23 protein-coding genes and 1 pseudogene are annotated in these 25,738 nt (G+C 71.4%); 2 read left to right on the top strand and 22 right to left on the bottom strand.

The features are described 5' to 3' along the window. Positions 1 to 425: 425 nt before the first annotated feature. The 16 genes from dprA to proS form a co-directional block, all read right to left on the bottom strand. Complete coding sequence (dprA, locus tag ACFUK0_RS26400; RefSeq protein ID WP_380254413.1) at positions 426 to 1,721, bottom strand: DNA-processing protein DprA; 1,296 nt, start codon at positions 1,719 to 1,721, stop codon at positions 426 to 428. Positions 1,722 to 1,967: 246 nt separating this feature from the next. Then, entirely contained in the window at positions 1,968 to 3,569 is a 1,602-nt protein-coding gene (locus tag ACFUK0_RS26395; RefSeq protein WP_380254385.1) for a YifB family Mg chelatase-like AAA ATPase, read from the bottom strand. A 1-nt stretch (position 3,570) separates the two neighbouring features. Then, complete coding sequence (locus ACFUK0_RS26390) at positions 3,571 to 4,035, bottom strand: YraN family protein (protein WP_380254411.1); 465 nt, start codon at positions 4,033 to 4,035, stop codon at positions 3,571 to 3,573. 332 nt (positions 4,036 to 4,367) lie between these two features. Continuing rightward, a complete protein-coding gene (locus ACFUK0_RS26385; protein WP_073925976.1) occupies positions 4,368 to 4,694 on the bottom strand; it encodes a DUF2469 domain-containing protein in 327 nt (108 codons plus the stop codon). 56 nt (positions 4,695 to 4,750) lie between these two features. Then, on the bottom strand, positions 4,751 to 5,224 hold the full coding sequence (locus ACFUK0_RS26380; RefSeq protein ID WP_380254383.1) for an NUDIX hydrolase: 474 nt from the start codon (positions 5,222 to 5,224) through the stop codon (positions 4,751 to 4,753). Positions 5,225 to 5,288: 64 nt separating this feature from the next. After that, positions 5,289 to 5,972, bottom strand: a complete 684-nt coding sequence (lepB, locus tag ACFUK0_RS26375) for a signal peptidase I (protein WP_380254381.1) — start codon at positions 5,970 to 5,972, stop codon at positions 5,289 to 5,291. Positions 5,973 to 6,249: 277 nt separating this feature from the next. Beyond that, positions 6,250 to 7,242, bottom strand: coding sequence for a signal peptidase I (gene lepB, locus ACFUK0_RS26370; RefSeq protein WP_380254379.1), 993 nt, complete (start codon positions 7,240 to 7,242; stop codon positions 6,250 to 6,252). A gap of 245 nt (positions 7,243 to 7,487) precedes the next feature. Beyond that, positions 7,488 to 8,504: a signal peptidase I gene (gene lepB / locus ACFUK0_RS26365; protein WP_380254377.1), complete on the bottom strand. Its 1,017-nt coding sequence runs from the start codon at positions 8,502 to 8,504 to the stop codon at positions 7,488 to 7,490. A 91-nt stretch (positions 8,505 to 8,595) separates the two neighbouring features. Continuing rightward, the gene (gene lepB / locus ACFUK0_RS26360; RefSeq protein WP_380254375.1) at positions 8,596 to 9,597 is read right to left on the bottom strand and encodes a signal peptidase I; all 1,002 of its coding nucleotides are present in this window, start codon (positions 9,595 to 9,597) and stop codon (positions 8,596 to 8,598) included. Positions 9,598 to 9,677: 80 nt separating this feature from the next. Further along, a complete protein-coding gene (rplS, locus tag ACFUK0_RS26355) occupies positions 9,678 to 10,028 on the bottom strand; it encodes a 50S ribosomal protein L19 (protein ID WP_380254373.1) in 351 nt (116 codons plus the stop codon). 153 nt (positions 10,029 to 10,181) lie between these two features. Further along, complete coding sequence (gene trmD / locus ACFUK0_RS26350) at positions 10,182 to 11,000, bottom strand: tRNA (guanosine(37)-N1)-methyltransferase TrmD (protein WP_380254409.1); 819 nt, start codon at positions 10,998 to 11,000, stop codon at positions 10,182 to 10,184. A 119-nt stretch (positions 11,001 to 11,119) separates the two neighbouring features. Further along, positions 11,120 to 11,737: a ribosome maturation factor RimM gene (gene rimM, locus ACFUK0_RS26345; protein WP_380254371.1), complete on the bottom strand. Its 618-nt coding sequence runs from the start codon at positions 11,735 to 11,737 to the stop codon at positions 11,120 to 11,122. A 154-nt stretch (positions 11,738 to 11,891) separates the two neighbouring features. Continuing rightward, positions 11,892 to 12,131, bottom strand: a complete 240-nt coding sequence (locus tag ACFUK0_RS26340) for an RNA-binding protein (RefSeq protein ID WP_030306741.1) — start codon at positions 12,129 to 12,131, stop codon at positions 11,892 to 11,894. A 2-nt stretch (positions 12,132 to 12,133) separates the two neighbouring features. Continuing rightward, complete coding sequence (gene rpsP, locus ACFUK0_RS26335) at positions 12,134 to 12,565, bottom strand: 30S ribosomal protein S16 (RefSeq protein WP_380254369.1); 432 nt, start codon at positions 12,563 to 12,565, stop codon at positions 12,134 to 12,136. Positions 12,566 to 12,955: 390 nt separating this feature from the next. Continuing rightward, positions 12,956 to 13,534 carry a hypothetical protein gene (locus tag ACFUK0_RS26330; protein ID WP_380254367.1) on the bottom strand — a complete coding sequence of 193 codons (579 nt, stop codon included), beginning with the start codon at positions 13,532 to 13,534 and terminating at the stop codon, positions 12,956 to 12,958. Between the two features lie 382 nt (positions 13,535 to 13,916). Then, positions 13,917 to 15,329, bottom strand: coding sequence for a proline--tRNA ligase (proS, locus tag ACFUK0_RS26325; protein WP_380254365.1), 1,413 nt, complete (start codon positions 15,327 to 15,329; stop codon positions 13,917 to 13,919). 220 nt (positions 15,330 to 15,549) lie between these two features. Between proS and ACFUK0_RS26320 the strand changes: the two genes are divergently transcribed. Beyond that, complete coding sequence (locus ACFUK0_RS26320) at positions 15,550 to 16,401, top strand: class I SAM-dependent methyltransferase (protein ID WP_380254363.1); 852 nt, start codon at positions 15,550 to 15,552, stop codon at positions 16,399 to 16,401. A gap of 123 nt (positions 16,402 to 16,524) precedes the next feature. Here the strand turns inward: ACFUK0_RS26320 and ACFUK0_RS26315 are convergent, their stop codons facing one another. From ACFUK0_RS26315 to ACFUK0_RS26290, 6 genes are all read right to left on the bottom strand, one after another. Further along, positions 16,525 to 17,055 (bottom strand): GNAT family N-acetyltransferase, encoded by a 531-nt coding sequence (locus ACFUK0_RS26315; RefSeq protein WP_380254361.1) that lies wholly within the window; start codon positions 17,053 to 17,055, stop codon positions 16,525 to 16,527. A 130-nt stretch (positions 17,056 to 17,185) separates the two neighbouring features. After that, positions 17,186 to 18,754, bottom strand: coding sequence for a signal recognition particle protein (ffh, locus tag ACFUK0_RS26310; RefSeq protein ID WP_380254407.1), 1,569 nt, complete (start codon positions 18,752 to 18,754; stop codon positions 17,186 to 17,188). Positions 18,755 to 18,868: 114 nt separating this feature from the next. Further along, on the bottom strand, positions 18,869 to 21,325 hold the full coding sequence (locus tag ACFUK0_RS26305; protein ID WP_380254359.1) for a [protein-PII] uridylyltransferase: 2,457 nt from the start codon (positions 21,323 to 21,325) through the stop codon (positions 18,869 to 18,871). A 117-nt stretch (positions 21,326 to 21,442) separates the two neighbouring features. Further along, positions 21,443 to 21,781 (bottom strand): P-II family nitrogen regulator, encoded by a 339-nt coding sequence (locus tag ACFUK0_RS26300; RefSeq protein ID WP_380254357.1) that lies wholly within the window; start codon positions 21,779 to 21,781, stop codon positions 21,443 to 21,445. Beyond that, the gene (locus ACFUK0_RS26295) at positions 21,781 to 23,118 is read right to left on the bottom strand and encodes an ammonium transporter (RefSeq protein ID WP_380254355.1); all 1,338 of its coding nucleotides are present in this window, start codon (positions 23,116 to 23,118) and stop codon (positions 21,781 to 21,783) included. Before ACFUK0_RS26295 ends, ACFUK0_RS26300 begins: the two co-directional genes overlap by 1 nt. A gap of 328 nt (positions 23,119 to 23,446) precedes the next feature. Continuing rightward, entirely contained in the window at positions 23,447 to 24,901 is a 1,455-nt protein-coding gene (locus tag ACFUK0_RS26290) for a hypothetical protein (protein WP_380254353.1), read from the bottom strand. A 640-nt stretch (positions 24,902 to 25,541) separates the two neighbouring features. Here ACFUK0_RS26290 and ACFUK0_RS26285 point away from each other — a divergent pair. After that, positions 25,542 to 25,738: pseudogene (locus ACFUK0_RS26285) on the top strand (hypothetical protein); the annotation flags it as partial.

Raw genomic sequence — 25,738 nt, 5'->3', positions numbered from 1 at the left:
ATGAGGCCCGGCCGCTGCGGGAGACGCGGAAGGTGCCGGAGGAGCATACGGAGCGGGGGGCGCAGGTGGGGCAGCCTGTGCGGGCTGAACCGCCGGGCTAGCCGGAGCGCCCTCGGTCGGCGTGCCGCCGGCCGCGACTGTCCGCCCGCCCTGCCGGGTCAGCCCCCTCGCGCCCAGTGCCTTCTGCTGGACATCGGCCACGGAGCGCGTGTCGGTCCTCGGCCCTCCCGAGGACCGACCGCTGCCGGTCACCCTGTGTCCGGGAATGTGTGTGGGCATACGTTGGTCTGCGCCATTCTGCCGAGTCATGTGCTGATAGGGAAGCCATGGCGAGCGTAGCGTGACCGACTCACTGCATTGTGCTACCGCCACTCGGTCGTCCCCCGATCCGGTGGCGTGCGAGCGGCGTGTCCCGGCCCGCATCGTCAGCGCAGGTCCTCCCCGCGAAGACCGCGCGGATCGGCTCTTCGGACGAGGCGCCAATGCGCCCCGGAGCGTTCGACGAATCCCAACGAGCCGAGTTCGTAGAGTCGTTGCAGGACTTCGTCGGGCGGGAGCCCGGACTGCCGGGCGAGCCGCTCCACCGGGGCACCCTCCGCCTTCGCGGGCACCGCCTCAAGGACTCTTGCGACGGCCGGCTCAAGAAGATCCCGCGGTAGGACCGGCCCGGCGCGCCGCGGTGCGAGATCGTCCCCGATCGCACCGATCAGGTCACCGATCTCGGCCGCGTCGGTGACCAGGGTCGCCGCACCACTGCGGATCAGGGCGTGCACACCTGCGGAGAGTTCGGAGGTGACAGGGCCGGCCACACCCATGACCTGCCGGTTGAGATCGTGGGCGCGGCGCGCCGTGCTGAGCGCTCCGCTGCGCGTGGCGGCTTCGACCACCACCGTGCCCCGGGTGAGCGCGGCGATGACGCGGTTGCGCAGAACGAACCGGAAGCGGTTGGGGTGTTCGCCCGGTGGGAGTTCACTGAGCAGGAGCCCCTGTTCGGAGATCCGGCGGATCAGCTCAGCGTGGCCCTGCGGATAGGACACGTCGACCCCGCACGCGAGTACGCCGATGGTGAGACCACCGACCGCCAATGCGCCCCGGTGGGCGGCGGCATCGATCCCGTAAGCCGCTCCCGACACCACCACCCATCCCCTCTCGGCCAGTTGAGCACCCAGCTCGCCGGCGACATGGGCGCCGTAGGCGGTGCAGGCACGGGCGCCGACCACGGACACCGATCGCAGCGCGAGCAGACGCAGTGATCCCGTCCCCAGCAGCCAGAGCCCGATCGGGCGCCCCGGGCCCAGATCGTCCAACTGGCTGGGCCACTCGATGTCCCCCGGAATGATGAAGCGCCCACCCCGGCTCCGCACCCGTTCCAGATCCGCCTGGGGATCGATCCCGGCCAGGCGCGCCCGGTAGGCCGCCAGCCGTCCGGGCTCCAGACCGGCGCCGCCGGGTGCCGAGCCGTCGCTGATGCACCTGACCACCGTGGCGGCATCGGTATGGGACAGCCAGCGCCCCATGACCGCGTCCCCGGGTTCGGTGAGCCTGCTGAGCGCCGCTCGTGCCCACCGTTCCGGCTCGGCCGGCGGCGGATCACTGGTGCCGGTGCCGGTGGCGGTGGCGGTGGCGGTGGCGGTGGCGGTGGCAGGCTGCGGCGGCCGGAGCTGGTCCGGCCGCGGCTCCCGGCCGGGGAGGTGAAGATCCGCCGGGCGAAAGCCCGGCATGTCGGGGCCCGACACCTGGGGGCCCGCCGCATGGGAGCCCTCCGAGTAGGTGCCCGCCGCACGGGGGCCGGAGGGGCCCGACGGGTCGGGCGTCTCGGGCGTCTCGGGCAGGCGGAGTGTGTCGGGCAACGTCTGGGGTAGCGGGGTGGTCCGGGTCGGGCGATTCACCATCACCTCCGTGGTGGGCGGGCGGTCGGACTCGTCGGCGGCTTCGGTGATGCGGCCGACAGGGCTGCATCACCCGCCTCACCCCGCGGCGGGAAGCCCGTGCCCGACCCCGGTCCGGAGGACCAGTGCCGTACGGAGATCCCGTTGATTGGGCCGCTCCCGCCCCGCGAGGTCGGCCACCGTCCAGGCCACGCGGAGGACCCGGTCGAGGCCTCGGGCCGTGAGCAGGCCCCGTTCCAATTGATGCGCGGCGTCCGTCAGCGCGCCGGGCGCCAACGCCCACCGGGTCCGCAGTTGATGGCCCGGCACCTCGGCGTTGGTCCGCCACGGCGTGTCCACCAATCGGGCGGCGGCCCGGTCCCGGGCTTCCGCCACCCGGGCGGCAACGGTGGCAGTGCTCTCCGCTGCGGTGTCACGATCCATCAACTCGGCCCTGGTCACCGGCGCGACCTGCACCTGGAGATCCACCCGGTCCAGCAGCGGGCCCGACAGTCTGGCCTGATAGCGGTTGACCATGGCAGGAGTGCACTCGCACCCTCCGCCACGCTGTGAATGACGGCCGCACGGGCAGGGGTTCGCAGCCAGGCACAGCAGGAATCTGGCCGGCAGCCGCAGCGAGCCGGCCGATCTGGCGATCACCACCTCGCCGGACTCCAGCGGTTGCCGCAGCGCGTCCAGCACCCGGACAGGGAACTCGGGCGCCTCGTCGAGGAACAGGACACCCCGGTGCGCCAGCGAAACCGCACCCGGCCGCGGCATCCCGCTGCCTCCTCCGACGATCGCGGGCATGGTGGTCGAGTGATGTGGGGCGCAGTACGGCGGGCCGGCGATGAGCGGGCGGCCGGGAGGCAGCACTCCGGCGACGGAGTGGACAGCGGTGACCTCCAGTGCCTCGGCCCGCGTCAGTGGCGGCAGCAGCGCGGGCAGCCGCTCCGCGAGCATGGTCTTGCCGGCGCCGGGCGGCCCCTTGAGGTAAAGGTGGTGGCCGCCGGCGGCCGCGATCTCCAGTGCCCGGCGCGCCTCGTACTGACCTGCGACGTCGGCCAGGTCGACCGATGCGCTCGCCTGCCCGGTGAGACCGCGGATTCCGGCGCCCGGAAGCATCAGTCCGGCGAGGAGCGGGTCGGGGCGGCCGACCAGTCCGTCGGGTTCCTCCTCCGGGACGGGGGCATCCGTGAGGACGGCGATCAACTGACGCAGGCTCCGGACCCCGATGACCGAGACGCCCGGGACCAACGCCGCCTCGGCCGCGGTCTGCTCGGCGACCACCACCTGCCGGTAGCCGGCCTCGGCGGCCGCCAGGACGGACGGCAGCACGCCGCGCACCGGGCGCACCCGGCCGTCGAGGCCGAGTTCGCCGATGATCAGGAGGTCGGAGATGGAGGACGGGTTGAGCCTCTCGGCTGCCGCGAGGACGGCGCAGGCCACGGCCAGATCGAAGCCGCTGCCGCTCTTGGGCACTGAGGCCGGGCTCAGGCCGACGGTCAGCTTGCGCTGCGGCCAGGTCTCGCCGCTGTTGACCACGGCGGCCCGAACTCGGTCACGGGCCTCCGAGAGTGCCTTGTCGGGCAGGCCGACCAGGCTGAAGGCTGCGACTCCTGGCTCAAGATCGGCCTGGACTTCGACGACGACGCCGTCCACGCCGACCAGGGCCACCGAACATGTGCGTGCGAAGGCCATGTCACACCGCCCCTTTGAGGTGCTCGACCGAGGCGGCGCCCTTCGCCCGGTTGATGACCGCGACCAGGTCGATCCGGACGCCCCCGGGCGGTGGCGGGGCCGGCCAGGGCGGATCCGTCGTGTTCGGCGCCGAGCCACTCACGCCCTCGGCCAGCAGTGCGAAGTGCACCGGCCACCGCTCTGCCAGCCAGCGTTCGGCCAGGCGGCGCAGGCGGTCGGCCTTGACCGTGTCGATGGCCTCGCCCGGCTGCTGGAAACTCCGCTCGGAACGGGTCTTGACCTCGCACACGGCAAGGGTTTCGCCGTCCAGGGCGACGATGTCGAGCTCTCCCTCGACGCAGCGCCAGTTCCGCTCCAGAATGCGCAGCCCGTCCGCACCGAGGCGGCGGGCAGCCACCTCCTCGCCGTAGCGGCCGAGTCCGTTGTTCGTACTGCGCCCGGCCGCTGGGCGGCCCTGTGCCGTCAGGTCCTGCTCGGGCTCCTGCGCCCGCTTGTCAGGCTTGCCCGGCCGGGTGGTGCCCGGCTCCCGTGGGGTGCGCCTACCCGGGCCCTTCGAGGAGCCCTTCCCCGGATCCCGCGTCGCGCTCTTCCGTACCAACTGCCGTGTGTACTGCTGCGTGCTCTGCTGCGCGTCCGGCATGGTGACCACCTCCGGCTACGGAGGCTGCCGGGCCGGGCAGGGAAGAGCCAGGGGTCGGTGTCTTCCTGTGGATAACCAGGGGGTGTGGATAACTCTTGTCACCCACAGGAGTGAGGTATCAGGTCACCTCTGGACATCGGGCAGTCGGCGGTCCACCGTCAGTTGCCGAAGCCCGACTCGTCGGAGGGCAACTCCAGATCGCTCTTGGCAAGCTCCTCGATGTTGACGTCCTTGAACGTCAGCACCCTGACCTTGCGGACGAACCGGGCCGGCCGGTACATGTCCCAGACCCATGCGTCAGCCATCGACACCTCGAAGAAGACCTCGCCCTGGAGCGAGTGAACCTGCAGTTCGTAATCGTTCGTGAGGTAGAAACGCCGTTCGGTCTCGATCACGTACTTGAACAGGCCGACTACGTCCCGGTACTCCCGGTAGAGCTTGAGCTCCATCTCGGTCTCGTACTTTTCGAGATCTTCGGCACTCATTCAGGCGTCCCCTCAACTCTCGTCAGTCCACCCATTGTGGACCACCGCGCCCGTCATCAGAGCCGTACTGGAGTGACTGGCGGCCCTTCCGCCAGCAGGTGCTCCAGGAACCCCGCCAGTCCGAGCGGGTAGACCGTCTCACTCGTGCACCGCAGCTCAGCCGGCGTCCACCAGCGCGCCTCCAGCAGCAGGGCGTGCTCCTCGGCTCCGGTTCCCGAGGAATCGATGTCGGTCCTGGTCGTGCGGGCCAGCAGGAACCACTGGTCCTGCTCGAAACGCTGCCCTCGGAAGGAGAACGAAACCGTGCCGTACGCCACCACCGGCCCCACTGCGACATCGTGCAAGCCGGTCTCCTCGGCAAGCTCCCGGGTTGCCGCACCGTGCAGGTCCTCCCCCGGTTCCAGCCCGCCGCCCGGCGTGAACCACCACGTCGCGCCAGGGGCGGCCGGGTCGACGCCGCGGAACAGCAGTAGGCGGTCCTGCTCGTCGAGCAGCAGGACGCGGGCAGCCCTGCGCCGCTCCACCGTCATCCCCGTCACCGTCCTTCCCGTCGGCCACCGCGCCGGCGGGTCCGGAGCTCCGTCCGGCTCCGGCTCAGGCGGCCTTGCGCCGACGCCCGACCCGGCGCACCAGGCCGGCCACCCCGCCCACAGCCGAGGTCAGCACGATCAGTGCGGCCCCCACGGCCGTCGCGTACACGGCCGGTTCCAGCAGCCCCGAAGTCGTCGCCGCCGGCCCTCCGACGGCGTCGAAGGCCACCGTACGCCCGAGGACGCCCGCCCTGCCGAACGGCAGGACGGTGCCCTCGACCCGGGCCACCACGTCAGCGGCGGGGACAGTGCCGCCGGCCACGTCCAGGTGCGTCCGGGAGTCCAGCGAGCCGAGCCGGTTGTCACCCATCATGAAAAGCCGCCCGGTCGGCACCTCGACCGTGAAGGCCGCGCCCTGGATCCGCTCGGCGTCCACGTACGGCTCATCGACGGCCTTGCCGTTGACCGTCAGCCTGTTCCCTTCGGCGCAGCAGGCGACGGTGTCCCCACCGATCGCCACTACCCGCTTGACCATCAGCTCATCGCCCCAGAGCTGGTCACGGAACACCACCACGTCACCGCGTCCGACGGTACTGCCATCGGATTTCCGGGCCAGGACGGTGTCGCCGATCTCCAGGGTGGGCGACATGGAGGCGGAGGGGATGCGGTAGGGCCGGTAGTCGACGGCGATCAGCCCGAAGCCGCCGCACATCAGCACCATGCCCAGGGCGATCGCTATTCCTTGCACGACCGAGCTTGCCCGGCGTCCGGGCCTCGGGGCACGCACCGGTCGATCGGCCGCCTTCTCCGCGACACTGCTCATCGATACCGTCCAACCCTGGGCGACCCGGAAGACCTGCTGGAAGGCCATGACCGGCGGCAGGAACGCCGACGGGCCGTGGCACGTCCGAGCAGATTACTCGTCGGTACCACGGCCCGCGCAAGACCCAGCGCCCATCGGAACGGCGCCCCGTCGCTCCGGGCTCCTCGGTGGGAACCCGGTCGGCCGCGCCGGTACGCCGCTGTCAGGAGTCCCTGCGCCGCCTCATCCAGCGAACCAGCGGGAGCATGCCCACCGCGCCGACCGCACCGGCCGCCGGCGGGGTGTACGGCGCGAGCGCCGCCAGGCCCTTCTGGTCGAAGGTGTCCGGCACCGGGAGGGTCGCCCAGTGGCCGAGCGGCCAGGCCACCACGAAGGCCCGGCCCACCACGTCGCTCACCGGCACGGTGCCGCCACCGGGCTGGTCCATGTGGTAGCGCGAGTCCAGCGAGTCGCCGCGATGGTCACCCATCACCCAGATCCGCCCGTCGGGCACGTGGACCGGACCGAACTGCTTCGTCCCGCAGGGGGTGTTGCCCGGGAAGACGTACGGCTCGTCGAGCGCGATCCCGTTGACCTTGACCGGCCCCTCGCCCTCGCACTCCACCGTGTCCCCGCCGACCGCGATGACGCGCTTGATCAAGTCCTTCTCGTTCGCGGAGGGCATCAGACCCACGAAACTGAGCACGTCCTGGAGGCCACGGACAAAGGAGTTGTTGCTCTGCGGAGCCGGCTCGTCGTTCAACCAGCCGCCCGGGTCGTGGAAGACCACCACATCGCCACGCTCCGGCTCACTGCCGAACCACGGTGTCAGTTTGTCCACCAGCACGCGGTCGCCGACCTGGAGGGTGTTCTGCATCGACTCTGAGGGAATGGAGAACGCCTGGACGAAGAACGTCTTGATCACCAGGGCCAGGATCAGCGCGATCCCGATCAGAATCGGCAGTTCCTTCCAGAACGACCGCTGCTTCCGCTCCCGGGAGGGCTCGACCGCGCCGGGGGTGTCCTGTCCTGCTTGCTCGCCGGCGGTGCTGCCCGGACCGTCGTCGGCGCCGCTGCCCTGATCCTCGGCCGACTGGGCCACGGTGTCCTCAACGGAGTCCGCGGGCTCTGCCGACTCGGCGGACCGGGCCGTCCGACCGCCGGCGCCCTCGGGCTCCCCAGCGCCTGAACGTGCGCCGATCACCAAATCCCCCACGACATCTCCTCCCAGCTGTGCGAACGCTCGTGCGTCCGCTCTCACCAGTGCCGCACAGCGGGCACCACGCTCAACAACCCGACCGTCTACCCGTTCCAGGGCCCGCCAACAGCACACCCGTCATCGGGACAGCCTTCGGGGCGACCGGTACGTCATACCGGGTATCCCGACACTTCTCTATCACTCCCAGGCATCCTGCCCGCGATCCCACACGCCAGGCCTGCCGGTCGCCGCATGGGCGAGCCCTATCCCGTCGGCACCGGCCGACGGCGGACGATGAACGGAAGGAAGCCCAACACACCCATAACGAGCGGAGGTTCGGTCGGAAGCGGGCTGACGCCCAGCGAGTACGCGGGGGCCCCGAGCGCCACCGGAGGCGGTGGCAACGAGGAGAGTGACACCGGTTCCTCAAGTTGATGAAAGCGCTGAATCGGCCAGGCGATCACGAAGGCCCGGCCCACCACGTTGGCCAACGGGATGGTGCCCTGGCCCGGGTTTCCCATGTGGAAGCGGGAGTCGGCCGATACGTCCCGGTGATCACCCATCACCCACAACCGCCCCTGCGGCACCTGCACCTTGAAGGGCTGTCGGGACGGCGCATTGCCGGCCGCGAGATAGGGCTCGTCCACCGGTGTGCCGTTGACACTGATCCGGCCCTGCTCGTCGCAGCACTCGACAGTGTCGCCGCCGACCCCGATCACCCTCTTGATCAGGTCCTGCTCGTTCTCGGAGGGCAGCAGGCCGACGTAGGTGAAGACCGTCTTGACCCCATGCATGACCGGCCCGTCCGCGGAGGACTTGTGATCGGCCTCCAGCCAGCCGCCGGGATCCTTGAAGACAACCACATCGCCACGTGCCGGCTCGCTGCCGAACCACGGCGTGAGCTTGTCCACCAGCACTCGGTCACCGATCTGGATGGTCTGCTCCATCGAGCCGGACGGAATCACGAAGACCTGCAACAGGAAGGTCTTCATCACCACGGCAACCAGCAGCGCAACCAGCACGATCAGGGGGAACTCGCGCAGCAGGGAGCGCTTGCGCCGACGGGCAGCACGCCGCGCGCTCCGGCGCCGCTCGGCCCGCCCACGGCCCACCACGGGTGCCGCCGATGTGCCGGAAATCCCGGATATCGCGGATATCGCGGAGTCGTCCACCTCCGCCGAGCCGTCGGACCAGGCCGCGACCACCGGTACGTCTTCAGCGACGCCGCCGAAGTCGGCAGCACCGGCAGCACCAGCCAGGCCGTGCGGGGCCGCGCCCATGCCCGAATCGAGGCCCGCACCCGTGCCGAACCCGGCGTCCCCACCCGGGCGCGACGGCGCAGCCGGCGGTCGCGGCGCGACCGTCCTCCCCTTACCCCTGGTTCCCATGGCCACCCGTCCCCCCTGACACGGCAGAACTCGCCGGCCGGTCCAGGCTGGTCCAGTGTCCGATCGGGTAGACGACCCAGTCGGCTCGCCCGATGACCTTGCTCTCGGGCACGAAGCCACCGCCCGGCTCGCCGATGTGGTCACGTGAGTCCCGGGACGCACGACGGTGGTCACCCATCACCCACAGCTTGCCGGCCGGCACGATCACGTCGAAGGCCACGGTCGAGGACTCGTCACCGGTTTCGAGGTAGGCCGACTCGTCGAGCGGCACGCCGTTCACCGTGAGCGGCCCGCCCGGGCCCGGGCTGGTCACCCTGTCCCCGCCGACGCCGATCACGCGCTTGACGTAGACCGTGTCACCGGCCGGGGCCACACCCAGGCGCTGCCCGAGTCCACGCAGGGCGGCGCCCACTCCGGTCGCTTTCGGCGCCTCCGGGAGGAAGGAGCCGGTTCCGTCGAAGACCACCACGTCACCGCGCCGGACGTGGCCGCCGAACGCGTACGCCAACTGGTTGGCGACCAGGCGGTCGCCAGGGTGCAACGTGTTCTCCATCGATCCCGAAGGGACACCGAAGGGCCGCGCGACGAACGCGTTCACCGACAGCAGGACCAACAGGCAGACACCTGCCAGAACGAACAGATCGCGTGGGCGCCAGCCACCGCGCCCGGCGTCGTCGTCGGGGGCGTCAGCCGCATCGTCGGCACCGGTGGCCGCACCGATGTCCGCGCCGGCCTCCGCATCCGTGACCGCGCCGACATCCGCACCGGCTTTAGCGGCGGCTTTCGCACCGTGGTCACCGGGGGCGCCCGGATCCGGGCCCGGGATCAAACCCGCCTCCGCACCCCGGGGCAGCTCCGAGTCCGAAGCGGTCGTGCGCGGAGCGGCGTCGGCTTCGGAAACAGCCGCGGACCGCGACGGCATGTCGTCCGCACCCGTAGGTGCAGGACGGCCGTCGCGGTCCGCGAATGGTTCGTGCTTGCTCATCGGGGGCTGAGCTTACATTGCAGTAACCCGGCCCCGTCGAGCGTACCGATCCCCTTCGCCGGACGAAGGGGACCAGAGGATCAGCGGTCGCGCTTCTCCTTGATCTTCGCGGCCTTGCCGCGCAGGTCACGCAGGTAGTACAGCTTGGCGCGACGGACCGCGCCACGGGTGATGACCTCGATCTTCTCGACGACCGGGGTGTGCACCGGGAAGGTGCGCTCCACGCCGACGTTGAAGCTCACCTTGCGGACGGTGAAGGTCTCACCGATGCCGGCGCCGTGGCGACGGATGACGACACCCTGGAAGATCTGGACACGAGAGCGGTTGCCCTCGATGACCCGGACGTGAACCTTCAGGGTGTCACCGGCGCGGAATGCGGGGATGTCGGTGCGCAGCGATGCCGCGTCGACAGCAGCGAGCTTGTTGCTCATGTTGCTCTCCATCGCAGACGCCACGGGCCGCCTACGGAAGTTCGTCACAATGGGGTGTGCTGCGGGCCGCAATGGCTGGCGGTGATCCCCCCGTGGCGGGGGCACCGGTCCAAACGCCCCTACGGGAGGGGCACAACGACAGACAACAGCCGCCTATTCTTCCACATCATCGGCCGGTGGCCGAAATCGGCCCAGCCGTTCGTCCCATGCCAGGCCGAGGATGCTGAGGGCCTCCCGGTCCTTCTTGTCGAAGGAGCCGTTCTGCCACCGGCCGACGAGGTCGGGCCGGTTCGCGAGGGTCCGGGCGAAGGCCTGCTCGCGCCTCCAACGGGCGATCTTGCCGTGGTTGCCGCTGAGCAGGACCTCGGGCACAGCACGGCCCCGCCATTCGGCGGGCTTCGTGTAGACCGGGCCCTCCAGCAGATCGGCCATGGCACCGGGGGCGAACGAGTCATCCCGGTGGGACTCGGCGTTGCCGAGCACGCCGGGCAGCAGCCGGGCGACCGCCTCGACCATCACCAGCACGGCGACCTCACCGCCGGCCAGGACGTAGTCACCGATCGAAGCCTCGACGACCGGCATCCGGGTCGCGGCCTCCTCGATCACCCTGCGGTCGATCCCCTCGTAACGGGCGGGCGCGAAGGCGAGCCAGGGCCGGGCCGCGAGCTCCTGGGCCAGCTCCTGGGTGAACGGGCGCCCGGACGGCGTCGGCACCACCAGGGTCGGAACGGCGCCCTCCCGGCCCTGCGCCACCACGGCGTCCAGGGCTGCCGCCCAGGGCTCGGGCTTCATGACCATGCCGGGGCCACCGCCGTACGGGGTGTCGTCCACGGTGCGGTGCACGTCGGTCGTCCAGCTGCGCAGATCGTGCACATGGACGTCCAGCTGGCCCCGGGCCCGTGCCTTGCCGACGAGCGAGACGTTCAGCGGCTCCAGGTACTCCGGGAAGATCGTGACGACATCGATCCGCATCCCGTGCTGGACGAGCCCGGCCGGTTCGGCGCGCGACTCAGCCGAGTCGGTCAACTCAGCCGACTCAGCCGACTCGTCCGACGCATCCGGCTCGGGTGCCTCAGGCACCTCGGACGAGGTCATTCGTCGCCCTCGTCGTCCGCGTCGCCACCGTTGCGCGCATCGCCCGCGTCGTCCGCGTCGTCCGCGTCGTCCGCCTCGTCTTCGCCGCGTACGACCTCGGCCTGGGCAGCGTCGATGAGACCCGGCGGCGGGTCGATGACCGCCCGCTGGTTCTCCAGATCGATGGTCGGCACGATCCTGGTGACGAACGGCACCAGGACGTCCGTGCCGTCGGGCCGCTTCACGGTGAGCAGGTCCTGGTAGGGCAGGTGGACGACCTCGGTCAGCTCGCCGACGAGGGTGCCGTCCAGCAGCACCACGTCCAGGCCGATCAGCTGGTGGTCGTAGAACTCCTCGGGGTCGTCCGGGCGCTCCTCCGGGTCGACCTCGGAGATCAGGACGGTCCCGCGCAGGGCCTCCGCCGCGTTGCGGTCGTTGACCCCCGCGAAGCGCAGCAGCAGCCGGCCGCTGTGGACCTTGCCGGATTCGACGGTCAGCGGGCCGACCGCGGCGGGGTCGGTGAGCACCACGGCCCCCGGGCCGAGCCGCAGCTCCGGCTCGTCGGTGCGGACCTCGACGCTGACGTCCCCCTTGATGCCGTGGGCGCGGCCGATCTTGCCGACGACGAGCTGCACGGTGATCGCTCTCCTGAGTTCGGTACTGGCCGGACGACGGACCAACGGACCGGCCGGCGAAACGTAAAGAAGGCCGGTCAGGACGACAAGCGTCCCGACCGGCCCCAAGCAGACTGCCTGCTCCGTACTGCTCCGCATCCGCAGAGCAGCGGAGTCAGCGAATGCTGTCCACGTCGACGAGGTCGACCCGGACGTTGCGACCGCCGAGTGCGCCGACCACGGTGCGCAGGGCACGCGCGGTGCGGCCGCCACGGCCGATCACCTTGCCGAGATCATCGGGGTGCACGCGCACCTCGATGGTGTTGCCCCGACGCAGGTTGCGCGAGCGCACCTGTACCTCGTCGGGGTGCTCGACGATGCCCTTCACCAGGTGATCGAGGGCGTCCTCGATCACGGTCAGGCCTCGGTGGAAGCGGCGTCGGCCTCAGCCTCGGCCTTGTCCGACTTCTTGGCCTTCGGGGTGATGGCAACACCGGTGGTGCTGTCCTCGAAGCCGGCGACGGCCTTCGCGAACAGGTGCGAGAAGTCCTCGACCTTGGGCTCGGCGACCTTGAGCGGCGCCGGGGCCGGCAGGCCCTTGTACTTCTGCCAGTCACCGGTCAGCTTGAGGATGGCGAGCACCGGCTCGGTCGGCTGGGCGCCGACGGACAGCCAGTACTGGGCGCGCTCGCTGTCGACCTCGATCTTCGAGGGATCGTAGGTCGGCTGGTAGATGCCGATCTCCTCGATGGCGCGACCGTCACGCTTGGTGCGGGCGTCGGCGACGACGATGCGGTAGTGCGGGGCGCGAATCTTGCCGAGACGCTTGAGCTTGATCTTGACTGCCACGGGAGTGGATTCTCCTGGAGTTGACGTGGGTGAGCGGCCGCGTCACCGCGTGGGGTTGCGGGGTCGGCCGTTCAAGGGACACGCCAGCCGTAGGAGAGAGGGGTCCTGCTCGGCTGCCGAGTACTCAGCTGTCAATTGTGCCATACCGCCGCAGGTCGGCCCGACCAGGGGCACAACCGGACGCCCGGCGGCAGCGAGGCGGCACCCGGCAGAACCGCCCCGCCCGCCCCGCCTGCGAGCACCCCCACCCCCCTCGGCCGAGCGAGCCGACCAAGCCGACCGAGCGAGCGAACACAGGCAGGACAGGACGGGAAAGGGCGAGCAGAGCAGGCGGGCAGACCGAAGGCCCGGCCGACCGAAGGCTTTCGCTCCGGTCAGCCGAGCCCCTGACTACGCAATCTTGAACGGCTGCTGGCAGGCGCCACAGACGATCGAGGCCTGCGCGAGCACCGACGGCACCACCCGGACGTTGCGGCCGCAGCCGCAGATCGCCTTGACCCGCACGCCGCCCCCGGAGGAACCGTGCCGGGCGGCCGGCCCGCGGAAGGCGCGCGTCGCACCCTCTCCGGCCACGGCGTCGTGGTGTGCGCCGAGCGCCCGGTCGAGCCGCTCGATGGTGTCGGTGTACCGCTCCTGGGTCTCCTTGAGCATGGTCACCTGGGAGAAGCCGCTGCTTGCGTGCGGCTCCACCGGGTGCGCCAGGCCGAGCTCCGAGGCGAGCAGCAGGAAGCGCCGGTTGTGGTAGCGCCCGGCCCGCGAGGTGTCCCGGATGTCCCGGGCGGCGGCCAGGCCGTGGGCGGCCTCGTGCAGCAGCCGCTCGAAACCGAGCCGGGTGCCGCAGGCCGAGGAGGACTCGCCGATCAGGGCCTCGGGCGAGGCGAGGTCGGGGAGGTCCTGGTGGTGGGTCTGGATGTCACTCCAGGCGGCGGCCAGTTCGGCCGCGAGGACGAGGGGCTGTGTCGTGCTCACGCTAGACCAACGATGCGGTGCGTGCCGATGTTCCGGGTCATCCCATTCTCCGGGAATTCCCAGGAAACTCCCAGGAATGCGTGGCAGCGCGCAAATGGCGCGTTGTGGATCTGACGCAAGACCAACCCCCTGCAAGTCAGGGCCCGACGGAGTCCGGCGGGCTCGTTGCTTCCACCCCTGGGCGGGCGATCGCCCAAGACGTGCGGCCCGCAGCCCTCGTCGAGTTGACAGGGCCACGGGCCGTACACCGTACCGCTATTCCGTTAATACCGGCAGTTGACCGGTCAGTAGGCATGTCAACAGATGAGACACCCGACCCCACCTCGCTGACCGGGGCCCGCCAGGCACGGAAATGAACCGTCCGGTAACTACTGAACCAGGCTCAGTAGGCACGCGCGACGATCGCGATATTGCCCTCCTGGTCGTCCGTCAGCGGGACGGAACCGTCGGCGGCGACGATGCAGCGCACCGAGACGCCCTGCTCGGCCAGCTTGGCCTCGCCCTGCGGGCCGAGGTCGGCCCAGGAGATCCGGCCCCAGCCGGTGGCGGCGGCCTCGATGGCCTCGTCGATGGTCGTGACGTCGACCGTGCGCGACTCGCGGCGCTCACGGGACTGACGGAGCAGCAGCGCCTGGTCCTCCTCCAGCAGGCCGGGCAGGAGCGCGGCCAGGGCATCGATCGCCACCGGCTCCTTGCCGCCGGGGATGCGGCGGGCCAGCATCGCGGTGCCGCCCTCGAGGTCGCGCGGGCCGACCTCGATGCGCACCGGTACGCCCTTGAGCTCCCAGTCGACGGCACGGCGGCCGAACGGGGTGTCCGTCCGGTCGTCGACGACGACGCGCAGGCCGGCGGCCTCCAGCTCGGCACCGATCTCGCGGACCTTGGCGAGCACCGCGTCGTCACCCTTGATGGCGAGGACGACGACCTGGGTCGCGGCCAGCCGCGGCGGGACGCGCAGGCCGTTGTCGTCGCCGTGCGACATGATCAGGCCGCCGACCATGCGGGTCGAGACACCCCAGGAGGTCTGCCAGACGTACTCGCGCTCGGCACCCTGGAGCTGGTAGGTGGTGTTGAACGCCTTCGCGAAGTTCTGGCCCAGCTCGTGGCTGGTGCCCATCTGCAGCGCCTTGCCGTCACCCATCATGCCTTCGAGCGTGAGGGTGTTGATGGCGCCGGCGAAGCGCTCCTTGGCGGTCTTGCGGCCGAGCACGACGTCGATGCCGAGCACGTTGACCATGAAGTCGGCGTAGACCTCGGTGTGGATGTGCGAGGCGTACGCGCGAGCGTCCTCGTAGGTGGCGTGGGCCGTGTGGCCCTCCTGCCAGAGGAACTCGGTGGTGCGCAGGAAGACGCGCGGGCGGAGCTCCCAGCGGACCACGTTGGCCCACTGGTTGATCAGCAGGGGCAGGTCGCGGTGACTCTGCACCCACTTGGAGAAGTACTCGTTGATGATCGTCTCGGAGGTGGGCCGGACGACGACCGGCTCCTCCAGTTCCTTGCCGCCGCCGTGGGTGACCACCGCGAGCTCGGGCGCGAAGCCCTCGACGTGCTCGGCTTCCTTGGTCAGGTAGGACTGCGGGATGAACATCGGGAAGTAGGCGTTCTGCGCGCCTGCCTTCTTGATGCGGGCGTCCATCTCCTGCTGCATCCGCTCCCACAGGCCGTAGCCGTACGGTCGGATGACCATGGTGCCGCGCACCGGACCGTTGTCGGCCAGCTCGGCCTTGTTGATGAGGTCCTGGTACCAACGCGGGAAGTCGTCCGCCTGGGGGGTGAGAACGGGTGCCTTTGCCATGGGGCGAATCGTACGGGGAGTCCGGCTCCAGCTCCGAATCCGCCCCGCCCCGATCCCGCGCGGCTGCGCACCGCTCCGGCGGAGGGGCGCACGCCCCGGGCGCACGGATATCACCCTGCACCCCTCTGGACGGCGCGCCCGAGCCGCTGTTCGCTGGGAGTGGGGCGGGACTTTGGGGGAGCCATGGACACCACACCGAAGGACCGGATGGGAGGCCGCGATGGCTTCAGCGCAAGCGACCGGCACGACCGCGCACCGCGGGCAGGACGAGCACGGCACCGGCGCCCGCGGGCGCCGGGAAGGGGCTCCCGGGCAGCAGCCCGGCCGGGCCCGCGACTGGGCGGAGATCCAGGAAAGGATGCTGGTGCCGCTCTACGAGGCGGTCTACGACCGTCTTGAGGTCGGCACGGCCACCAGCGTCCTCGGCCTCGGCTGCCGCTCCGGGCTGGCCCTGCTGCTGGCCGCCGGCCGCGGCGCCCAGGTCGCCGGGCTGGAGGCCGAGGCGGAGCTGAGGGAGCTGGCCCGGGATCGCCGGCTACGGGTCGGCGAGGCCGGACCGGGTGGCGCCGAGGACGGGGCCGTCCCCCGCACGGCCTACTCCCTCGTCACGATTTTCGAGCAGCTGCCCGGCGCCGCCGAACCGCAGGCGCTGGTCGCCGAGGCGGCCCGCCGCACCCACCTCGGCGGGCACGTGGTGCTGGCCGCCTGGGGCCCGCCGGAGCGCTGCGAGAGCGCGGCCGTGCTGGACGTCGCGCGCCGCCGGGCGGGCCGTACGACGGCGCGCGACCCGTTCGCGCTGAGCCGCCCGGGCGGACTGGAGGACCTGCTCGTCGGCGCCGGCCTGCGGGCGGCCGGCAGCGGCCGGGTGAGCTGCCCGTTCGCGTACGCGGACCTGGACAGTGCGGTGCGCGGGCTGCTCTCCACCGGCCTGTACGACGCGGCGGCCGAGTTCTCGGGCCGGTCGCTGGTGGCGAAGGAGCTGGAGGAGGTGCTGCAGCCGTACCTGCTGCCGGGCGGCGCGGTACGGATGGCCAATGTCTTCCGGTACGTGATCGCGGAACAGGTCCGCTGAGCCGTGCCCCGGGCATCGGGGGCGCCCGCAGAGCCACGGGCGCCCCCGGTCGCCGAGACCCGGCAACCGACAACCGACAACCGACCAGCGGCAGGAGGCAGGAGGCAACAGGACGGCACCCCCTCAGCCGGCGGCCGGCAGCCCCGGCCACTCCTCAGCCGTCATCGCGAACCGCTCGTGGTCGCGCCAGGCTCCGCCCAGGTACAGCATCCGCGGTGTGAAGCCCTCGTGCCGGAAGCCCAGCCGCCGGGCCAGCGCGATCGAGCGCGCGTTGTCCGGCTGCACGTTGATCTCCAGCCGGTGCAGGCCGAGGCCGCCCGCCGCCTGCTCGGCGAAGCAGCGGTCCACGACCAGCAGCATGCCTTCGGTCATCCGGCCGGTGCCGTCGAAGGGCACGTACGAGTCGTAGCCGAGGGCGGCGTTGCAGAACCGGCCCATCACGATGTTCGCGACGTTGCACTTGCCGACCAGCCCGCCGGCGGCCTGATCCACGATCAGGAAGGTCCGCAGGCCGGAGCCCTGGCGCCCGAGGAGTTCCGGCAGGCCGTCCGGCTCGACCGGGTTCCACCGGCCGATGTGCTCGGCGGACCGCCGGACGGCCTCGGCGTACTGCTCCACGTCTGCGGGCCTCGGCGCCCGAATCGTCACTCGCACCCCACCATCATCGGTCACGCCCCGGGAACGCGTACGGCCCGCCGCCCGGAGGTCCGGGGGCGGGCCGTACGAGCCGTACGGGCGGAGCGGCCGCTGACCGTCATCGGGCCGTCAACGGGCCCTCAACGGGTCAGAGCAGGTCCTTGAACTCCTTGGGCAGCTCGAAGTCGGCCGGGCCCTTGCCCGCGCCGAGTCCGAACGCGCCGCCCTGGGCGGGCTCGGGCTGGCCGGCGCCCGGGCCGAGGGCGCGGCGCTCGGCGGCGGCCTGCTCCTCCTGGGCGCGCTTCAGCGGGTTGCCGGACTTCTTGCGGCCCTTGGCGGGCTGCGCCTTCTTGCCGGACTTCTTCGCGCCGCCGCCCATGCCCGGGATGCCCGGCATACCGGGCATGCCCTTGCCGGAGGCCATCGCGGACATCATCTTGCGGGCCTCGAAGAACCGCTCGACCAGGTTGTTGACCTCGCCGACGCCGACGCCCGAACCCTTGGCGATGCGCAGCCGCCGCGAGCCGTTGATGATCTTCGGGTCGGTCCGCTCGGCCGAGGTCATCGACTTGATGATCGCGCCGACGCGGTTGACGTCCTTGTCGTCGATGTTGTTGATCTGGTCGCGGATCTGGCCCATGCCCGGCAGCATGCCGAGCAGCTTGGAGATCGAGCCCATCTTCTGGACCTGCTCCAGCTGCGACAGGAAGTCGTCGAGTGTGAAGTCCTTGCCGCCGCCCTGCAGCTTGGAGGCCATCTTCTCGGCCTCGGCCTGCGAGAAGGTCTGCTCGGCCTTCTCGATGAGGCTGAGGACGTCGCCCATGCCGAGGATGCGCGAGGCCATCCGGTCCGGGTGGAAGGCGTCGAACTCGTCGACCTTCTCGCCGTTGGAGGCGAACATGATCTGCCGGCCGGTGACGTGCGCCACCGAGAGGGCCGCACCGCCACGGGCGTCGCCGTCGAGCTTGGAGAGCACCACGCCGGTGAAGTCGACGCCGTCGAGGAAGGCCTGGGCGGTGGTGACCGCGTCCTGGCCGATCATCGCGTCGACGACGAAGAGGACCTCGTCCGGGTTGACCGCGGCCCGGATGTCGGCGGCCTGCTGCATCAGCTCGGCGTCGATGCCGAGGCGGCCGGCGGTGTCGACGATGACGACGTCGTACTGCTTCTGCTTGGCGTACTCGATCGAGTCGCGGGCGACCTTGACCGGGTCGCCGACGCCGTTGCCCGGCTCGGGGGCGTAGATCGCCACGCCGGCGCGCTCGGCGACGACGGTCAGCTGGTTGACGGCGTTGGGGCGCTGGAGGTCGCAGGCGACCAGCAGCGGCGTGTGCTTCTGCGACTTGAGCCAGTGGCCGAGCTTGCCCGCGAGGGTGGTCTTACCGGCACCCTGCAGACCGGCGAGCATGATCACCGTCGGGCCGGTCTTGGCGTACCGGACCCTTCGGGTCTCGCCGCCGAGGATGTTGATGAGCTCCTCGTTGACGATCTTGATGATCTGCTGGGCCGGGTTCAGCGCGCCGGAGACCTCGACGCCGAGCGCCCGGTCCTTGACCTGCTTGATGAAGGCCCGGACCACCGGGAGCGCGACATCCGCTTCGAGCAGCGCGATCCGGATCTCACGGGCGGTGGCGTCGATGTCCGCCTCGCTGAGGCGGCCCTTGCCCCGGAGGTTCTTGAACGTCGCTGCGAGGCGATCGGAAAGAGTGTCGAACACGTCGTCGCGGGTCCCTTGCGGCATCGATACGGGTACGGTCGTCGCCCCCAGGGTATCCGGCCGCCCCGGGTACGGTCTCCACCCCCGGGAACAGGACCCCCGGAGGCGGGTGTCCTACCCCAGTGCGCTCTGCACCGCCGCCGCCACCTCGGCGGCCCGGCCGGGGGTGAGCGGCCGGCCGGCCGCGTCGGTGACGTAGAAGGCGTCGACGGCGTCCGCGCCGAGGGTGGAGATGTGCGCGGTCCGCACCCGCACCCCGGCGCCGTCCAGGGCGCGCCCGATGCGGTGCAGCAGGCCGGGTGCGTCGTGGGCGCGGACCTCCAGCACGGTGGCGGTGGCCGAGGCACCGCCGGGCGCGACGGAGACCACCGGCGGCGGCGTGCTGATGCCCCGGCGGCGGGGGGCGGCGGCGTCCCGTTCGGCGAGTTTGCGGGCGACGTCCAGCGAGCCGTCCAGGGCCCGGCGCAGGTCGGCGCGCAGCCGGGCGGCCTCCGGCAGGTCGCCGAACTCGGCGGTGACCGTCCAGGAGATCAGCAGGACGGCGCCGACGCCGATCGGGTCGAGTTCGCGCAGGCTGGCCGCGCGGACGGTGAGCCGATGCAGGGCGAGCACGCCGGCGACGGTGCCGAGCAGGCCGGGGCGGTCCGGGATGGCCAGCGTGAGGTCGACGCCCATCGGCTCGGTCGCGAAGGAGTCCTGGTTGCTCTGGGCGTGCAGGGAGAGCGCCGGGCCCTGGGTGCGGGCGGCCTCGATCGCGAGCCGCTCCTCCTCGGCGGTCGGCTCGGCGTCCGCCGGGAAGGGGTAGCCGCCGGCCAGCTGGGCGGCGGCTCTGCCGACCAGGCCGTCGACCAGCGAGGCCCGCCAGCTGCTCCAGGCCGCGGGGCCGGTGGCGGTGGCGTCGGCCTCGGTGAGCGCGTGCAGCAGTTCCAGGTGCGACAGGGTGCCGACGACCTTGCTGATCAGGTCGACGGTGGCCGGGTCGTCCGGGTCGCGGCGGGTGGCGGTGTCGACGAGCGTCAGGTGGTGGCGCACCAGCAGGGCGAGGGTCTCGGTGTCCGCGCGGTCGAAGCCCATCCGGACGGCCACGTCCCGGACGATCACCTCACCGGCCTCGGAGTGGTCGCCGGGCCAGCCCTTGCCGATGTCGTGCAGCAGCGCGGCGACGAGCAGCAGGTCGGGGCGGGCCACCCGGCGGGTCATCGCGGCGGCCTTCACGGCGGTCTCCACCAGGTGCCGGTCGACCGTCCAGCGGTGCACGGCGTTGCGCTGCGGCCGGCAGCGGACCCGCTCCCAGTCGGGCAGCAGCCGGGTGATGAGGCCTTCGGCCTCCAGGGCCTCCCAGACCGGGATGCACGCCTCCCCCGCGCCGAGCAGGGTGATCAGCTGTTCGCGGGCCTCGTCCGGCCAGGGCACCGGCAGCGGCCGCGACTCGGCGGCCAGCCGCCGCACCGTCGCGTACGAGATGGTCAGGCCGGCCTGGGCGGCAGCGGCGGCGGCGCGCAGCGGCAGGACGGGGTCGGTGGCGGGGCGGGCGCCCTGGGCGAGGACGGCCTCGCCGTCCTGTTCGACGACGCCCTCGGCGAGCGGGCGGCGGTCGATGGCGCCGCGGGCGACGGCGCCGGTGCCGCGCCCGGCACCGGTGAAGGGGAAGGAGAGCCGGGAGGAGCGCCGGCCGCGCGAGGAGCGCGCGGCGAGCACCCGGTCGACGGCCCGCCAGGTGACGTCACCGGCGTAGGTGATGGTGCGGGCCGCTTCGTAGACCTGGCGCAGCAGCGTGTCGGCGTCGAGTACGCCGAGGGCGGCGGCGACCTGGTCCTGGTCCTGGAGGCTGAGGCGTTCGGTGGCCCGGCCGGTGGCGAGGTGCAGCGCGTCGCGGACGTCGCTGAGGCGGCGGGCGGCGGCGTCCAGCCCGTCGCGCGGGGCGTCGGCGATCCAGGAGGCGGCGATCGCGTTGAGCGCGACGACGTCGCGCAGGCCGCCCCTGGCCTCCTTGAGGTCGGGCTCCAGCAGGAAGGAGAGTTCGCCGTGCCGCTCGGCGCGCTCCGCGCAGAGTTCCTGCAGTTCGGGCAGGCGGGTGGCGGCGGTGGCCCGCCAGTCGGCCAGTATGGCGGAGCGCAGCGAGGCGGTGAGGGCGGCGTCGCCGGCGATGTGGCGGGCGTCCAGCAGTCCGAGCTGGGCCTTGAGGTCCCCGGCGGCGACGGTGCGGGCCTGGTCAAGGGTGCGGACCGAGTGGTCGAGGGCGGCGCCGTTGTCCCAGACGGGGTACCAGATGCGCTCGGGCAGGGCCGCGTCGACGGGCCCCTCGTGCAGCAGCAGGACGTCGAGGTCGCTGCGGGGGGAGAGTTCGCCGCGGCCGTAGCCGCCGACGGCGACCAGGGCCACCCCGGGCGGGGCGCCGGCGGCGGTGAGCAGCCCGGCCAGCCAGTCGTCGGTGAGGGCGGCGAGGGCGGCGCGGCGCCCGGAGCCGCTGACGGCGGGATCGGCGAGCAGGCGGGCGCGGGCGGCACTGTACTCGGTGGGCCCCTGCTGTCCGTCGGCGGGCGAGGAGGGCGGGCCGGCTTCGGTCGTCATTTCAAGATCCCCATCCGTCGTCCGGGCGGTGCCTGGTCCTGATATGCCGCCAGCGGACCTGCGACCGGGAAGCCGGTCGCAGATCCGCGTGGGGTGTTCGTGGTGTCCGGGAGAATGTTAGAGGGCGTCCGGCCCGCGCTCGCCGGTACGGACCCGGACGGCGGTCTCGACGGGGACGCTCCAGACCTTGCCGTCACCGATCTTGCCGGTCCGGGCGGCCTTCACCAGGACGTCGATCACCTGCTCGGCGTCGTCATCCTCGACGAGGATCTCGACCCGCACCTTCGGCACCAGGTCGACGGTGTACTCCGCGCCCCGGTAGACCTCGGTGTGACCGCGCTGGCGGCCGTAGCCGCTGGCCTCGGTGACGGTCAGACCGTGCACCCCGAAGGCCTGCAGAGCGGCCTTCACGTCGTCCAGGCGGTGCGGCTTGATGACCGCAGTGATGAGCTTCATCAGGCACCGACCTCAGTCTTCTCGGCGTTCTTCTCGGTCTTGGCGGCGGCCGGCGCGGCGGCCGCGGTGGCCCGGCCCAGGCTGGCGCCCATCGCGCTGAAGTCGTACGCGGACTCGGCGTGCTCGGCCTGGTCGATGCCGGCCACCTCGACGTCCTCGCTGACCCGGAAGCCGATGGTCTTGTGGATCGCCTGGCCCAACAGCCAGGAGAGGACGAAGGAGTAGACCGCGACCACGGCCACGCCCATCGCCTGCTTGCCGAGCTGGTCGAGGCCGCCGCCGTAGAACAGGCCCTTGGCGGTCTGGCCGACGGTGCCGGTGGCGAAGATGCCGACGAGCAGCGAGCCGATCGCACCGCCGACGGCGTGCACGCCGACCACGTCGAGCGAGTCGTCGAAGCCGAAGCGGTACTTGAGGCTGATGGCGGCGGCGCAGGCGGCGCCGGCGATCAGGCCGATCGCGATGGAGCCCATCGGGCTGACCGAGCCACAGGCCGGGGTGATGGCGACCAGGCCGGCGACCGCGCCGGAGGCGGCGCCCAGCGTGGTGAACGCGCCGTGCTTGATCTTCTCGTAGACGAGCCAGCCGAGTACCGCGGCGGCGGTGGCGATCTGGGTGTTGATCAGGGCCATCGACGCGACGCCGTTGGCGGCCAGCGCGGAGCCGGCGTTGAAGCCGAACCAGCCGAACCAGAGCAGACCGGAGCCGAGCATCACGAGCGGCAGGCTGTGCGGGCGCATCGGGTCACGCTTGAAGCCGACGCGCTTGCCGAGCACCAGGCAGAGGGCGAGGCCGGCCACACCGGCGTTGATGTGGACCGCGGTACCACCGGCGAAGTCGATGACGCCGTTGCGGTCGCCGAGCCAGCCGCCGTTGCCCTTGTCGAAGAAGAAGACCCAGTGCGCGACCGGGAAGTAGACGATCGTCACCCAGAGGGCGATGAACAGCGCCCAGGCGCCGAACTTGGCCCGGTCCGCGATCGCACCGCTGATCAGGGCGGGGGTGATGATGGCGAACATCAGCTGGAAGACCGCGAACGTGGTGACCGGAATGCTGCCGGTCAGGTCGTTCAGCCCGATGCCCTTCATCCCCAGGTAGTCGAGGTTGCCGATCAGGCCGGCTCCCGCGTCGGGGCCGAAGCTGAGCGTGTAGCCGTAGAGAACCCAGAGCACGCTGACGATGGCGAGCGAAATGAAGCTCATGACCAGCATGTTGAGCGTGCTCTTGACCCTGACCATGCCTCCGTAGAAGAAGGCCAGGCCCGGGGTCATCAACATGACCAGGGCCGCACTGATGAGCACAAAGGCGGTATCGCCTGCGCTGAAGCCGTCCGGCATCGGCGTCTCCTCGTGAATGAATGCCGCTCCACCCGTGGGTACCTGTCCCGTGCCACCCAGGATGTCGGCGTTGTTGAGGAGAGTGCCGAAGGCGGGTTTCGGCCGATGCGGCTGGGTGTTTCGCTGCCGTGACGTCGCGAACGCCAGGGTTACGCCGACGTGAACTACGGCCGTGCCATGACAGGACATGGGTTACCGTACGGCCGCACAGCACGAGGAGTGCCCAAACGATCACCGACCGTGGAGGCGGAGGGCCTCCACGGTCGGTGACGATTGCGTATCGACGGGCTCCGGTGGCCGGATCCGTACGCCCGGGCGGGGCCGGCGGTCAGACCGCCGACGCGAACTCGGGGATCTCCTGCACCACGCGGTCGGCGAGCCGGCTGACCCCGGGGACGCCGCGGAAGTTGCGGTTGGCCGCCTCCGAGGTCTTGCGCACGCGGGTGTTGAGCCGCTCCGAGCGGACCTTGGTGGCGATGTCCACCGCCTGCCCGGCCATCACGGCGGCCTGCTCGGGCTCGTTCTGCAGCAGGTGCACGCTCGCCATGCCGACCAGGTTGAAGGCGTACGAGCGGACGTGGTCCTCGTCCTGGCGGAAGAGGTCGACCGCGCGCTCCATCACCGGCGCCGCCATCGAAGCGTAGAGGTCGCTGCGGCTGGAGTGGTAGGCGAGGTCGCGGTAGGAGTGGGCGTTCTCGGCGTTGAGCTCGGCCGCCGAGAAGAACTTGAGCCAGTCCGGGTCGTTGTCGCCCTCGCGGATGTCGGTGAAGGTGTCCTCCGCCAGCCGGACGGCGCGGGCGCAGCGGTTGATCTCGCCGATCGTCGAGTAGGCCCGTGCCTCCATCGCGTAGAGCAGGGACTGCTGCTTCGGGGTGGCGGTGTCGCGGCTGCCGTACTGCGCGAGGTGGATGAGTTCCAGGGCGTCCTCGCCCCGGTTGAGGTGGATCATCTGCCGGCTCATGTCGGTGAGGATGAGCGCGCCGAACGGGCGGTCGCCGGCCTCCTTGGCGGCGTGCAGCGCGAGGACGTAGTACTTCTGCGCGCTCGGGTGCATGCCGACGTCGTACGACATCCAGCCCGCGAGGTGGGCGAGTTCGGCGGTGAGCCGGAAGAGCCGGCGGGTGGTCTGCTCCGGGTAGCTCTCCTGGAGCAGGTCGGTGACCTCGTGCAGCTGGCCGACCACCGCCTTGCGGCGCAGGCCGCCGCCGTTCTGCGCGTCCCACTGGCGGAACATCACCGTGGTCTGCTCCAGCAGTTCGAGCTCCGGCTCGGAGAGCCGGCCGCTGAACGGCTCGCCGCCGTTGGCGGCGGTCAGGATCGGGGTGGGCGCGCCACCGGGGCCCGGGGTCAACCAGCGCTGCATCGGCTCGATCAGGGCGGCTCCGGCGGTCAGCGCGAGCGAGGTGCCCAGGAAGCCGCGCCGGTTGAGCATGAGGTCGCTGCGCGAGTACTCGCTGATCAGCTGGACGGTCTGCGGCGCGCTCCAGGGCAGGTCGACACCGCCGCCCACGGTGGAGACCGGGATGGCCGCGCGCAGGCCGAGGTCCTCGATGGAGACCACCGAGCCGAAGCGCTCGGAGAACAGCTCCGACATGATCTTCGGGATCGGCTCGCGCGGTTGTTCACCGTCCAGCCACCGGCGCACCCTGGAGGTGTCGGTGGAGACGTGGTGCGCCCCGATCTGCCGGGCCCTGCGGTTGACCTGCCGGGCCAACTCGCCCTTGGACCAGCCGCTTCGGCCGAACCACGAGGTCAGCTTCTCGTTCGGTTGCTTCTCTGCCATGGGAACGTCCCCATCCGCCCGGCCCCGCCCACGGGGCCCCGCTCGTGATGCCCGACGGTCGCGGGCGATTCCTAGACGTGCCGTACCTGTCCGTACCGCGGCACTGCCGCCGTACCACTGCCGTACTGCTCTCGCACTGGCGTGCCACCGACCGGCGAGCTGCTCGCCGAATCCCCAACTCCCGTCCCCGAAAGGGCCGGAGTGAATCACCGGGTGCATGACTGGTCGCGGTCAGTGAGCTGAACGTAACGCTCTTTCGACCATCCGGGGGAGCATCGCCGGGGAAACGCCACCTTTCGCCACCCCCACGGGTGAACCGCGTCCAGTCCGCACACGCTTCACTGGTAGCCCGGCCGCAGCGGCATATGCAGGCCGCCAAGTCACCACCGACGCTTCACCCGGCACGGCAACCCTCAGCAGTCCCAGGCGAGTTTGACACCCCGGCCCGGCCGGGGCGGCGCCCGCCCCCGACGATCCGCCATCCGCCCCGGCCGCCGCAAGCCGGACCCCGGATCGCGACGCACCAACTGGCGCGCGCCGTTCACTGCGCGCCGTCCCCGCACCACGCGCACCACATCGGACAATCGACGCACTGTCACGATCCCGTAACCACCGGCAACGAGAACCTGTTGGGGGAGGCATGGACAACCTGTTCGGCGATCTTCGGCTGGGGCACCTGCGACTGGCACCGCGGGGCACCCGGCGCCGCACCCGCGCCACCGCGTTCCAGGCGGCGGCGGAGTACACCGGGCGCTGGGGCTGGGCGGTCGCCGCCGGCGCCCCGGCCGGCGGCGCGACCGCCACGCCGGGCCGGGCCGGCGCCCTGCCGCGCTGCCC

Origin of the sequence: Kitasatospora sp. NPDC057223, assembly GCF_042669755.1 — a bacterium.
In the GTDB taxonomy this organism is placed as follows: Bacteria; Actinomycetota; Actinomycetes; order Streptomycetales; family Streptomycetaceae; genus Kitasatospora.
The sequence above is the reverse complement of the archived record's forward strand: the minus strand, read 5'-3'. Positions and strand labels throughout refer to the sequence as shown.